The organism is Bacteroides sp. 41_26 (assembly GCF_949740115.1).
In the GTDB taxonomy this organism is placed as follows: domain Bacteria; phylum Bacteroidota; class Bacteroidia; order Bacteroidales; family Bacteroidaceae; genus Bacteroides; species Bacteroides nordii.
On sequence record NZ_CATJGZ010000067.1, the window covers coordinates 112,851 to 126,146 of the forward strand.

General features: G+C 43.8%; 10 protein-coding genes. All 10 read right to left on the reverse strand.

Annotated elements, in window-relative coordinates:
• Positions 1 to 20: 20 nt before the first annotated feature.
• On the reverse strand, positions 21 to 2,474 hold the full coding sequence (locus QX565_RS08945) for a glycoside hydrolase family 2 TIM barrel-domain containing protein (protein WP_289292578.1): 2,454 nt from the start codon (positions 2,472 to 2,474) through the stop codon (positions 21 to 23).
• 13 nt (positions 2,475 to 2,487) lie between these two features.
• Complete coding sequence (locus tag QX565_RS08950) at positions 2,488 to 3,717, reverse strand: glycoside hydrolase family 88 protein (protein WP_122201601.1); 1,230 nt, start codon at positions 3,715 to 3,717, stop codon at positions 2,488 to 2,490.
• A 139-nt stretch (positions 3,718 to 3,856) separates the two neighbouring features.
• Positions 3,857 to 4,594, reverse strand: a complete 738-nt coding sequence (locus tag QX565_RS08955; protein WP_289292579.1) for a phospho-2-dehydro-3-deoxyheptonate aldolase — start codon at positions 4,592 to 4,594, stop codon at positions 3,857 to 3,859.
• A gap of 112 nt (positions 4,595 to 4,706) precedes the next feature.
• Positions 4,707 to 8,699: an SUMF1/EgtB/PvdO family nonheme iron enzyme gene (locus QX565_RS08960; RefSeq protein WP_289292580.1), complete on the reverse strand. Its 3,993-nt coding sequence runs from the start codon at positions 8,697 to 8,699 to the stop codon at positions 4,707 to 4,709.
• A gap of 24 nt (positions 8,700 to 8,723) precedes the next feature.
• Positions 8,724 to 9,629: a beta-propeller domain-containing protein gene (locus QX565_RS08965; protein ID WP_025867303.1), complete on the reverse strand. Its 906-nt coding sequence runs from the start codon at positions 9,627 to 9,629 to the stop codon at positions 8,724 to 8,726.
• Between the two features lie 2 nt (positions 9,630 to 9,631).
• A complete protein-coding gene (gene lsrF, locus QX565_RS08970) occupies positions 9,632 to 10,507 on the reverse strand; it encodes a 3-hydroxy-5-phosphonooxypentane-2,4-dione thiolase (protein ID WP_025867302.1) in 876 nt (291 codons plus the stop codon).
• Between the two features lie 27 nt (positions 10,508 to 10,534).
• The gene (locus QX565_RS08975) at positions 10,535 to 11,158 is read right to left on the reverse strand and encodes a DAK2 domain-containing protein (RefSeq protein WP_289292581.1); all 624 of its coding nucleotides are present in this window, start codon (positions 11,156 to 11,158) and stop codon (positions 10,535 to 10,537) included.
• Between the two features lie 2 nt (positions 11,159 to 11,160).
• Positions 11,161 to 12,165: a dihydroxyacetone kinase subunit DhaK gene (locus QX565_RS08980; RefSeq protein ID WP_025867300.1), complete on the reverse strand. Its 1,005-nt coding sequence runs from the start codon at positions 12,163 to 12,165 to the stop codon at positions 11,161 to 11,163.
• Between the two features lie 17 nt (positions 12,166 to 12,182).
• Positions 12,183 to 12,500, reverse strand: coding sequence for a VOC family protein (locus tag QX565_RS08985; RefSeq protein WP_025867299.1), 318 nt, complete (start codon positions 12,498 to 12,500; stop codon positions 12,183 to 12,185).
• Positions 12,501 to 12,517: 17 nt separating this feature from the next.
• Complete coding sequence (locus tag QX565_RS08990; RefSeq protein ID WP_122201599.1) at positions 12,518 to 13,198, reverse strand: cupin domain-containing protein; 681 nt, start codon at positions 13,196 to 13,198, stop codon at positions 12,518 to 12,520.
• Positions 13,199 to 13,296 lie beyond the last annotated feature (98 nt).

Consider the following 13,296-nt stretch of genomic DNA (forward strand, 5'->3'; position numbering starts at 1 on the left):
CAACTTTCAACTTTCAACTTTCAATTTTCAATTAACAACGTTACTGTAGGAATACCTTCGGCTTTCACCGCAACAACGGATTTTCCTTTGGGTTGGCGAACGCGGATACCTGCATGTCCATTACATGCCTGCACTTTGCGCGATCCCATAGCAGTACCTTGATTTTGTATCAACTCACCATCGCCTGCTATTTCAAAATAAACGAACATACGGGAGTCCAGGCAGCGAACTCCATTGGTATCCAATAACTGTGCTGATACCTCAAACATATTATCTCCACAAGGTGTCGCAGTAAGTTGTATGGTAGCCTCTGCCCCCCACTTCTCCGTTTGATACTCAAAAGATATTTCGTCTGTGATGCTTTCCTTACCGGTAGAAACAGCCTTAACCGTATTCTTTCCGACATTCAAAGGTACATTCCAACGTAGTCCGGCAGCAGGAAAGTCCTGACTATTACGTTTCTTTATTCCCCGGCTCACTCCATTGACGAAAAGTTCTACTGAAGGGCAGTTTGAATAAACCAGTATCTCTTTCTCCTCACCCGCATTTCCCCAACGCACCGGCCAGCTGTGCCCATATATATGTATCATGGGCTTCTCTGTCCAATAAGACTGGAATACATAGTAACTTTCTTTCTTCGTAAAGTCACGCTCTACAACCCCTTTCTGATTCATATACGGTACCGGATTTTCGGGACGTATCGGAGTAGAGAAATCTTTGAAAGGCCAATAAGCTGCTCCTGTCAACCAAGGCATATTCTCCTGTTCTTTCAGGTGCCAATCAATCAGCTTTACGATATATGTTTCGCTCCAATCCCCCTTCTTAAGCACTTGTGCCGAACCATTCAGTGCTGCATCAGCATCGCTTTCACCTGCTTTACGAATGGCTGCCACCACCTCGGCATGGCGTCCGGCATGGCTGTCACCTCCCCACTCTACGTGCAGGAAATGTTTCACCTTTTCCATCTCAGCAAGAGACATTTCCTGATAATCGGTATAATTACCCCGATACCAGCCTGCCCAGATAGAAGGCGAATAAACATCAACAATATCACTACAGAAGGCGCAACGGCGAATAGCTGTCTTACGACTATCATCCAGCTGATGCGAAAGGGTGTGAAGCTCACTCATCAACGAGCGGATCTCTCCTTGGTTAAATGTTTCAAAATCATTCGGCCAGTCATTCTCGTTTCCGAGTCCCCAAATGATCACGGCAGGATGATTGCGGTGTTGTTCTATCATGTCTGTCAACATGTGTTTGGCTTGTGAACGGTACTTTTCTCCACCTACCCCTCCACGGCACCAGGGAATCTCCTCCCATACCAGGATACCCAGGCTGTCACAAAGGTTAAGGATTATTTCTGACTGCTGATAATGTCCCAGACGAATGAAGTTAACACCCATCTCTTTCATCATCTGCATCTCTTGTCGCATCTGATCTTCGGTCATGGCAGCAGCTACCCCCGCATGATCTTCATGCCGGTGTGTACCACGTAATAACAACCGATGCCCATTCAAATGGAACGGACCTTTTTCTATAAATTCAAACGTACGGAAACCAAAACGTTCGGAAGCAGTAACTGCCTGTCCATTGGCACGCACAGTAACCTCACACGTATAAAGCAGCGGGTTATCCACATCCCATACCTGAGGCTTTTTTAACGGGACGTCGGCAAGGCAGAATTCGCCGAGAGGAGTGACTTCATCCTGCCTGCCGGATAGTACCACGTTCCCTTGAGAGTCTTTCACGCGCCATTCAACAGTGGCTTTTCTCACATCCGAAGGATTATAAAAGAAAGAATTTATTTTCAGGGTTGCCTGCTTCAGTTTCTGATCTAATACCGGCTCTATCTTTAACGAAGCTATAGAAACCTCCGGAAGATAAACCAGATTGAGATAACGGTAAATACCTCCATAAAGATTAAAATCGGAAAGATCTGAAGGTATCATTTCGGCATCACGCGTATTGTCGCAACGAATACTCAAAGGGACACGTCCTCCAAAACGCTCAGCCTCTTTACTGGAAAGGAATGTGTTTACGGCATCTGTTATATCCACATTCCAACTATCATAACCACCTGTGTGACCAGCCACTTTAGTCATATAGATATAAACATCTGTCTTTTGTCCTGCTCCTTCAAATTCGAGCAGGATACGACCGTTTTTATAGGGATTGTCTATCGTGAGTTGTGTTTTATACCAGCCCGGTCCCTGATAGTAATTCACATCCGGATCTACTGCATCTTCTGCATTAAAGCAATGTGGAAGAGTTACTTTTGTCCAAATGGGTGATCCTTCCGGTTGTCCGACTTTCATGGGTCTGACAAGTTCCCATATATTACCAACATCCTGTCGAAGAAATTCCCAGTTATCCGTTAAACGAAGTTTTTGTGACTGCGTCACAGGAACCTTTGCACCAAGATTCCCGCTCAGCAGCATCAAACTAACTAATAAACCAACAATTGTATTTTTCATATTTACACCGCTTTTACAATACAGCGTTTCCTTCTTTTTCCAGTTTTGATTTTCTGAGTAAAGCCTCAAGGAAATAATAGTCTGCATAGACGATAGGAACATCTATCTCAGACTTATGAGGAGCAGAACCCGTACTGTGAAGTAAAAGGAAACCACGATCACCATTCAACGCTGCACGATAGTTCTTACTCAAATTACTGACAATTGTATCGGCCCATTCTTTATACTGCACAGCATTGTCCTTGTCGTACATAGAAAGCTCATACAGCGCACAAGCTATAACAGCTGCTGCCGACACATCTCTCGGTTCGTCAGGAATATTAGGAGCGTTGAAATCCCAATAAGGAATCAAGTCTTCAGGAAGTGTTTTACTGGTAAAGATATAGTTGGCAATATGTTTGGCCTGTTCCAGAAATTCCGGAAGATTCGTTTCACGGTAACACATAGTATAACCATATAATCCCCACGCCTGTCCACGTGACCATGCTGATTCATGCGCATATCCCTGATGTGTGTTCTTTTTCAGAACCTCTCCGCTGATTGTATCATAATCAATTACATGATACGAACTATAATCGTCGCGGAAATGATTCTTCATTGTTGTACGTGCATGGTTTACAGCGATGTCATAAAATTCTTCCCGGTTGGTTTGTTTGTAAGCCCAGAACAGTAACTCCAGATTCATCATATTATCTATAATAACAGGACACTGCCATTTATCTTTATTGTGATCCCATGAACGGATACAACCCACATTGGGTTTATACCGGGTAATCAGCGTTTCTGCCGATTCGATAAGTATTCCTTTATAATCAGAATTATGCGTCAAACGGTATCCGTTACCAAAACTACAAAATACTTTAAAGCCCATATCATGGGTACGGCCATTGGTCTTTTCACGCTCAATAGGTGCGGTAAACTCTTCAGCTTTCTGTCGCCAATACTCATTGCCGGTATATTCATACATATACCACAATTCTCCCGGAAAGAATCCGCTGCACCAATCCCGTGAAGCGACGAGATGCAGTGAACCATCCGGTTCAATATTACGAGGGCTGACTAACATCTTCTCTTTTTGCTCTTCTGTAAATGCAGACTTCACCTGGTCTATTTCCGAAAAGGCGAAATTCAATTGCCCGGAAGCAAAATCGAAGTTATCTTTTAACACATCCGCTGGTTGGGTAGTTCGGCTACATGCGCCGCATACTATCATTAGTGATAGCAGTCCTGTTTTGATTTTCATGGTTATTTTATAATTTATTTTGTCCAATGCAAAAATAGGCTATTAGCCTGACTCGGGTTTATATTATTATTCCATAGACTTGCACTATTATCCCAATCTTAGGTTTGAGACAAGAAAACATACCATTTTTCAATCCTGATCAATCTATATTCAGCGTATGTAACATATCCGACAAAGCCGCGGGGGGCAATTGTTGTGCAGCATCAGACAAAGCTTCCTGCGGGCAACAGTGGGATTCAATAAACAATCCGTCCACTTTCAGAGATAGTGCCTCCTGACAAATCTGAAGCAACAACTCACGTTTTCCTGCAATATGACTGGGATCACAATAAACAGGTATACCAGGAACGCGATTACGGAGTTCTTTTATCTGATCCCACAACGGAGAATTGCGATAAGGCGCATTGTCTACCAGGCAAAAGCCTCTATGTATGGCACCAATGCGCTTTACCCCCGCGTGTTGCAGGCGTTCGATAGCTCCTATCCATAGTTCCAGATCGGGAGAGACAGGATTCTTTACCCATATTGGAATATCTGTTCCACGTAATGCCTCGGCAAGTTCATGCATCATAAAAGGATTCACTGTAGTACGAGCTCCAATCCAAAGCATATCCAACCCGGCATTTAAGGCAGCTTCTACATGTGAGGGCAGTGCCACTTCAGTCATCACCCGCATACCTAAAGTTTGCTGTATCTCTTCCATCCATGCCAGTCCCTTCTCGCCCACTCCTTCAAATGTTCCGTAATGTGAACGAGGTTTCCACAATCCTGCACGCAATGTCCGGATACCTACGGCCCGTAGTTGGGTTGCAGTCTTCATCATTTGTTCGCGAGTCTCAGCACTACAGGGACCCGCAATAAGTTCTATTTTATCCATTCGGTCTTCATTTTATTTCACCACACAATAACACAAAGTTTCACAGAGTACTACTTATGATTCTCAATAATAATAAACTCTGTGAAACTCTGCATTACTTTGTGATGAACTCTTAGTCTTCTATAATCACACGGAAGCCAACATTATAAACCTTCTGCCAGGGCAGATAAGCTTTCCGGTAATAAGATGTACAAGTTTTGGGATGTTCCGTCCATGATCCACCGCGGGCTACCTTTTCTGTACCGGTACCGTCTTGTGCTTTCTCATTATACGGATAAGGCATATAGTCTGAACGGGTCCATTCGGCTACATTACCCTGCATATCATACAATCCCCATGGATTGGCCTGATAACTCCCCCCTTTTACCATCAGCATATTACCATCATCCACTCCGTTCTCTTTCGGCTGGTATGTGTAATACTTATACCAACCATCCTTCGGATTCATCGGTTGTGGATTCACACCACGCACGGCCGCTTTATTCAATTGTACATCGGCCAGATTCTCAAACTTGGCAAAGTCCGTATTCAGGGAACCATACCAGAAGTCATCATCACTACCAGCCCGGCAAGCCCACTCCCACTGTACCTCTGTAGGCAGGGTTACATTCAATCCGGTCTTCTCACTCAACTTCTTACAGAAGTCCATAGCTTCTTGCCAGCTTACACGGATAGCCGGTTGTTCCGGATTATTAGCCGGATAACCTTCGTGTACGTGGTCTTTCCAAAGTTGACCAATAAAACGGCTGTTATGCTCAGGGAAGATGGTACGGAATTGTTCATTGCTTACCTCTATTTCACCCATCCAGAAAGCTTTCTTCACGACCTGTTTGCTTACAGGAGAATAGTCGGAATGTCCGCGGTTACTACCCATTACGAAGGAACCAGCCGGAACTCGTACAAAGTTCATCCGGATACCAGGAGCAAGTTCAATGCTCTTCTGCGTTTCTGTTTCTTTGCTCAACATCGCCTTGGCAGTAGCAGCATCAAAGGGCCAGCCTTTCAGTTTCACCTCTTTGTCTTTATATTCCTTACGTTCAGGCTTCACAGCAGCAGGTTTTTCCTGTTTGCTCAGATAGTCGGCATACGAACGGATTTCGGCTTTCCAGTCTACACCCGAACCTGCATATTTCTCTGTCAGTTCCGTACGACGGCTGATCTGCTCTACCCCTTTAAATACATTGGCTTTGAACTTGCCATGATAAGGCGCATTGAAGTCAATCCAGTTGTACAAGGTCTGCCATTCTTTATCTGTCAGTTCCACACCATGATGTCCTTTCTTCAGTAGCTTTATAAGCGGACTTACAGAAGCATGATATTCATACGGATTCAGTACTTCTATTTCGGCTTCCGGTCCCTGACGGTACACAAACGGATGAAGATTCAGATAACTTTCACCAAATCCGGTAAACTTATCAATACGTCCTCCGGTGAAGTCGGCCAGTTTACTATCGCTATTGTGGCAAGCTACGCAGGCACGGTCAAGTACCGGCTGTACTTCCAGATCAAAAGTAAAGGAACGCTGTCCACCTTCAGGCTTCGTTATGGTATGAGGAGCAATCTGTGAGGCTATCACACGTTTAGGAATAGGAATCTGATTCTGATCCTCATGGCAACCGATACATGAAACCGTTTCACCCGGCATACCGGTCAACCAGCTACGCATCCACTGAATAGCACGTCCTTCACTATCCAACGGCTGAAGTGAAATAGGCGTATTGGCAGGTATTTTAAACATAGCAGAACCATCTTCTTCTACCGGAACCGTACCCAGTAAACGTTTGATATCCCAACCGCTCTGTACCCCCTGTGCCCAATGATCAGACGGAGTTTTGTTGTAAGCATACTCATAAGAAAGTACACGGAATGCCTTCACTGTACCACGGGGTACACCTTTTAAACCTTCACCTTCGTAAATATCCTGAATAAATACTGTGGCTTCCTTATCACCCGGCTTAATCTTTTCCGGAATTATAGGAGGAGTCGGAGTCTTCTTCACAGGTATCGGACAAATTAATCCTTCACCTTCATATTCGGCAATCAGAGTCAAATTATCAAATACGTCTATCAGATAAATACCCCATAATGCATTCTCATTCAACTTGGCTGCTACCAGGAAGTATTTATCATTCAACGGATAAGGCTTAATAAACTGAGGCCATACACCGTCTACCAGACGATCTTTTACAATCGGTTCAATCTTGCGATCTCTGAAAGGAAGTTCCTGTAACATGCCTTTCTCCGATTTGCGGCTCTTAGCCGGATCAAAGATCATCAGACGACCGGAACGGGTTACACCATGGTGACCGGAGATAACGCCTACAAACTTAGAGGTATTACCCGGAAGCGGTTTTGCATCGAAAGTACTGTTCGGGAAGTAAGAGCCACTACCGTAAAGTGACTTTTGCTCAGTACCATCCGGATTCATATGCATCACAAAACGTGAAAAATAATGCGTTAAGTCAGTATATTCCCAACGGGTATACATGACACGGCCATTATTCATCACTGTCGGTGCCCAGTTAGCATCCTGGTCAAAAGTGAGGCGACGCAAAGAATTGTCTTTCGGATCATACAGACACATATTACCGACTTCATCGTTACCATTTACACAAGGTACACCATTGTAACCTATATTGGAGACTGCAATCATCTTGCCGGAAGGCAGATAAGTAGCGTCAAAAAACTCAAGATCAGGTTCCAGATCGGGAATCATCTTTTTCAGCCCTTTACCATCTACACCTACCTCAAACACTTGCCAGCGTTTGTCGGTATCCACCATAGAGAACAAAATACGGTCAGCGTCCCAATGCAATTTAAGGTCAGGAAGAGACGAACCGTTAGTTGGTTTAAAAATCGTTCTCGACTTAATATCGCCACGAAGATTTGACAACTCAGTAATCTCAGCATCAAAGCCCCCACGGGAAGCAGAAGTCTGATTAGACCAGTTGTTATTTTGTGTTCCCAATGCACGAGGTGTGGCCTGACGGGCAGTAGTACCTATCTTATAACGACCTACAATCAGTTTGTCAACATCCAGTTCAGGATTAGCCAGCAAGATATCCCGTTTCAGTTTCAGCGCTTTATTGGCAGTCTCCAATGCAGCGGGCTGATTAGTATAAATATCATTGAAACCTCTTCCGGTAAGCATTTTCAATTCTGCCAACCGGGTTTGGTTAGTTGTCTGATCAAAACCTTTATACTGATTCATATCATTTACAGCTTCCTCAATAGCGCGGATATTGATCCATGCCAGAGCCTCCTGCAATTGATAAACATTCATTGCATCCTGAGCCAGATTCAGATAGCCAATCACCTGTTCGTCTAATACAGTTTTCTGAGATATCTGTTGCAACAGGGCATTAAAATGTCTTGGTTCCTTCAAAAGCCTGATAACAGATTCTGCAACGTGTTTCTCAATACTTGCATCATATGTAGTCACTAATGCCTTCATATCTCCCCCGGCAAACGGCAAGAACAGGGCAGCTTCCGCAGGATAGTCTTTCACAATTTTACCGGCAGCTTCGCTACCCGTAATACCTTGTACACGGAAAATAACCGAACCATTTGAAGAACGATTCTCCAATCCTATTTCTGCTTCAAAACGCACATACTTTTTGTCTAACGGAACAATAATCTGTGCATTTCCCCCCGTCATAATAGTACGATTATAGGTTTTTCCTTTCATCGTTACAGCAGCATTCTTAGCATTTACATTGTAACGCAAACCGCCACTGGTACCTTTTTTAAAGGTATTCTTCAAATCATTTAACCACACGGATGAACCGTCGGCAGCAACCAGCCGGGCATTTGCCCACACTGGCTGATCATCGGAAGTACCGTCCACCGTACTCCAGGTATAAAGTACCATTTCGTCCAGTCCGCTGATGTCAGCAGAAAAAGGCTCTGCTGCCGCTTTCGACTTCACCACTTTAGAAGCGACCGGACGAAGCGTTTTTTGCATCTGTGCATCAGCCTGACTCTTTGCCCGGGCAATACTTTCTGCCCAGGTAGCAGGTTCGGCTACCTTTGCCCTTTTCTTCTGTGCAAAAACAGAAAGGGACAATGCCATGCAAACGGACATTATTACTATTTTCTTATTCATATCAGTTATGTATTAGTTTGAGGATTACTCTACTACATTTATCTTAAATTTGGGATTACTCACCAGACAAGCTGCCGAAACTTTACCGATATTTTCTTTATCATTCAAGCTCCATAATACTTTTCCGTTTGCATCCACTTCAATGAGTTGAGGTTCATCTACTGTAGCATCTTTTGTGTGTCCATACCAGTTACAGATCAGCAAATTTCCTTTGCCCGCATCCAATATCTGTCCCACAAAAAGCAGCGAAGCACCTTGTACATCTTCAGACGTTACCCGTTTGAGTTCCTTCCCTGTTTTACGGTCAATAACCTGAAAAAAGTGCCCGTCTCCACAAGGAAGCAATATATTCCCGTCTCTCAATTCGAGTGAAGAAAAAGCCCGGCCTCCTGTCGGAAACTCTGCCACTACTGCACCTTTCCGGTTTATTTCCATCATTTTCTGTTTTCCCATGACAGGAAGCAGATAATTCTTGTTGCGCAACTGGAAAACCTGTCGGAACTGACCATGTGGTTTTTCTATTTGCAGGTCAATCTCCACACGGTTACGCTCCTTTCCGTTCTTATCCAGTTCAATGAGCCGTGCCGGATTGCCACAGATGCCAAGAAGAAATCCGCCATCCTTCAAGAGAGTTGCTGATTGAAGTTCCGTTCCTTCCGGGGCTTTATAATCCCAGATCACACGGTGATCTGTCCCTATCAGCTTTGCTCCTTTTTTGTAAGAATAGAGAATATTGCCCTGTCGGGTAACAGCTACAGTATTACACTCCTCTCCTTTTTCTAATGCATGTTTCCATTCTACAGCCCCCGATTGCTTATCTACTATCATTACCGCAGGATTTCCCGAACCGGCAAGTACCAGTTTTTCCTGTGCAGACAAATGCAACGAACAACTAAGAAATAACAGAGCTAATAAACGCAGGCGTATCATCACTATTTAGCTTTTAATTCGTTAAACAGTTCAAAAGCCTGATCTACACTATAGTTCTGGTGTACTACTGCATAAACTGCCTGAATCATTGCGGCGGGAGCTTCTGACTGGAATACGTTACGTCCCATATCTACCCCGGAAGCACCGTCATTGATAGCCATATAACAAAGCTCAAGCGCTTCCCTCTCCGGAAGTTTCTTACCACCGGCAATCACTACGGGAACCGGGCAGGCAGCTGCCACTTTCTCAAAGCCGTCGCAATAGTAAGTTTTTACAATGTTAGCGCCATTCTCGGCTGCAATACGTGAAGCTAAACCAAAATAACGTGCATCACGAGCCATTTCTTTACCAACGGCCGTAACTCCCATTACAGGAATGCCATAACGTGTACCTTTATCTACTGCCTTGTAGAGATTAGCCACCGTTTTAGCTTCATGTTCTTTATCACCGATAGCCAGCATCACTGCCATAGCCGAAACGTTCATGCGTACTGCATCTTCGATATCAATCAATACATTGTCATTCAATTCTGTCAAAATGGAGGTACCGGCATCCGAACGCAAGCAAATTGATTTGTTTGTGGTGGGTGGAATAACAGACTGCAAAACACCACGGGTACACATCAGACAATCTGCATACTCAATAAGTGGTACAATGTTCAGGTCGATACGTTCCAGTCCGGAAGTAGGCCCCATTATAAAACCATGGTCACAAGCCAACATCACTGTACGTCCTGTCGCAGGATTAAATATACGTGATAACCGGTCTTTCATTCCCCAGGGAAGATTTCCTGCGCCTTTTACGTGGAAAGTCTGATTTGCCACAGCCTGGTCCAACCCAAAGTTGCAGCCATCTCTTAAATCATCTAAATCTGCCATTTTCTCTTATTCTGTTTTTATATATCTTTAAAGTAGTGCTTTTGCAAAAGCATCAAACATGCATGACCAGGAGCTTGCTCCGGAATCGGCATATCCAATGGAACGTTCGCCATAATTACGGGCACGCCCAAAGTTAGCTTTCATATCTACAGTTTCCGCTGCTCCCTTCAATGCAGCTTCTGCTCCCGCTGCCATCAACATTTTTATATCAGACGAATTTGTGGCTTGTATAGCTTCTACAGCAGGTATCAAAGCGTCCATCATCGTCTTATCTCCGCGTTGGGCTTTAGTCTGCTTTTTCACACCGGCAAGTCCGCCGGCAAACATATTTTTCACGCCTTCAGCATCCAGTTCGGTTACCCCATCCTCCACCACATCACTCATTCCGAGGAAGAATCCTCCAAGCAGCGTACTGGTAGAACCACTGATCTGCAACATTACGTCAAACCCCATGTCTCCAAGCATTTTCTTGAATTCCGTACCTTTATCAGCCGATTGTACAATGGCCGACATAGCTTGTACGATAGCTGTACCGTGATCACCGTCCCCCAATACAGCATCCAGTTTAGAGAACTCATCAGAACGCTCTGTTATATTTTTCAGAGCGTTCTGAATCATTTTCTTAAAGTCATTTACAGTTAATTTATCCATTCTTATTTTCCTAAAGTAGTCCAGTAAGGTGCATTAGACATATGGTTCTTCAAATAATCTACATGATCATTGTCCAGCAATGCCAGAATCATTTGAAAACCGGCCTGTTCCTGTACTGTCAGTAATTCACCAATACGTCCGGACACCACTTCAACACCGTTATTTTCTAATATAAAATGAGCCTTACGGTAAACAATACTCATCTCCATATGAGTAGTTGCCCCCACGCCGTTAATGATAAGCAACGCCTTATCTCCAGGTTTAGGCTGTAATTTTTTCATTAGCAGACCTACCATTTCCTCGGCAGTATCATCGGCAGAAACCAATGGTTTACGTCCACCACCACCTTCGCCATGTTGTCCCATACCAATCTCCATAATACCGTCCGGAAGATCGGAAATGCTCATACCATTTTGTGGATGCGTACATGCTTTCATTGCTACAGCAAGCGTGGCTATCTTCGCATTCATACGTTCACCTATTTCAAGTATCTCGTCCAGAGATTTACCTTCTTCGGCAGCGGCACCAACCACTTTAATCAAAGGCACACAACCTGCCAATCCGCGACGATCTTCATCGGGAGCATCCAGCCCGGCACTGATATCATCATGGGTAATGATACTCTTCACTTTGATACCCACCCGTTCAGCCAACTGACAAGCCATGTTTGCACTCATAATATCACCGGAATGATTGAGTACTACCAACAAGATCCCCGCTTCGCGTTTGAACATTTGCAAAGCCTGAAAAACGCGTTGTGCGCCCGGAGCTGCAAAAATATCTCCAACCACAGAGCAGTCGAGCATACCTTCACCTACAAAACCACTCAATGCAGGTTCATGACCCGAACCTCCAAGCGTGATAATAGCAACCTTATCTTCCGGTTTAGCATTGGCACGCACAATAATATTCTCACCTCCAATAGCTACCTGATCACTGTAAGCCATCACATAGCCTTCCAACAACTCTTCTGTGAGATTATCAGGGTTATTTATAAACTTATCCATATTTTTTAATTTAAGAGTTACTTTTCAAAATACATAAGTTCGAGTGCAATACCTTCTTCCTCAATAAAAGCAATGGTAAGATTTTCACCTCCCGGCATCGGTTCAACAAGTACTTTGGCACCTTTTAATTCTTCTTCCAGATTATCTACTTCATAGGCTATATGAGCCGTTTTCTGAATCAGTTCCGGCATCCAGCTTCCTTCTTCAAAACGAAGAAATTCTATTTTATTAGGGCTTTCATTAAAGTTAGTCAGCCACACTTTCAAACCTTCTGCATAAGATTCACCCGGTTGCGGTGTCTGAGTAGGTATTCCAATATGATTTATTTTTCTCATGGTATCTTAGGTATTAGTTATAAAGCTGCTTTTTTATTTGTGAAACGCAAACCATCGTTATCATGGTAGCAGGCCCACTCTTCAACAATAGCTCCTTCGGGACCAGCCATCATAAAATGGAAAGTCTCAGGTTCTTTCAAACGAAGAACGTCACCTACCTGCTGTACTACAAAGTTTTTACTCTTAACCGGACCGTGACCGGCAGGAATAGCAGGCGGATTAGGAGTTTCGTCTCCTACCTCAGAGAAATTATATACCCACCCATGGTTTACCATCCATGATTCATGTTTGGCAGGAAATGAAGTTTTTACATGAGCATGTTCCGGAATCATCTGCCCAGGCAACAAGTAAATACTATGAGCAAAATAGCCATGTTCGGCATCGTTAATCCAGAAGATCCCCCCCATACCTGTATTCTCAAAGTCACCCAGTCCGAAATCGGTAAACCAGATGTCCTTTTCCATCAATGCAGTGAAAGGTACGTCATAAAACTCAAACATATCCAGAAATGCTTTCTTAGCAGCTTCCTGATCAAACTTTCCATCTTTGTAGAAGTCAGCATTTGTAAACTTCTTCTGATACGTTGTCTTTTCTTGTGTCATAACTGATTCTGTCTTTTTAGATTCTGTAGAGCAAGAGGTCATCCCTACCCCACAGCAGGCAATAAATGCCGCAATTAATACTTTTGTTGTTTTCATCGTTTTAATATAATTATTTAATTAATTGAAAGTTGAAAATTGAAAATTGAAAGTTAACTGTGCAACATGATAGCGCAGCCCATATCCTAATAATTCCA

Coding starts and splice junctions, on each gene's coding strand:
- QX565_RS08965 (WP_025867303.1), bottom strand. CDS start 9,629: ATGATACGCCTGCGTTTATTAGCTCTGTTATTTCTTAGTTGTTCGTTG.
- QX565_RS08985 (WP_025867299.1), bottom strand. CDS start 12,500: ATGAGAAAAATAAATCATATTGGAATACCTACTCAGACACCGCAACCG.
- QX565_RS08950 (WP_122201601.1), bottom strand. CDS start 3,717: ATGAAAATCAAAACAGGACTGCTATCACTAATGATAGTATGCGGCGCA.
- QX565_RS08945 (WP_289292578.1), bottom strand. CDS start 2,474: ATGAAAAATACAATTGTTGGTTTATTAGTTAGTTTGATGCTGCTGAGC.
- QX565_RS08980 (WP_025867300.1), bottom strand. CDS start 12,165: ATGGATAAGTTTATAAATAACCCTGATAATCTCACAGAAGAGTTGTTG.
- QX565_RS08990 (WP_122201599.1), bottom strand. CDS start 13,198: ATGAAAACAACAAAAGTATTAATTGCGGCATTTATTGCCTGCTGTGGG.
- QX565_RS08975 (WP_289292581.1), bottom strand. CDS start 11,158: ATGGATAAATTAACTGTAAATGACTTTAAGAAAATGATTCAGAACGCT.
- QX565_RS08960 (WP_289292580.1), bottom strand. CDS start 8,699: ATGAATAAGAAAATAGTAATAATGTCCGTTTGCATGGCATTGTCCCTT.
- QX565_RS08955 (WP_289292579.1), bottom strand. CDS start 4,594: ATGGATAAAATAGAACTTATTGCGGGTCCCTGTAGTGCTGAGACTCGC.
- lsrF (WP_025867302.1), bottom strand. CDS start 10,507: ATGGCAGATTTAGATGATTTAAGAGATGGCTGCAACTTTGGGTTGGAC.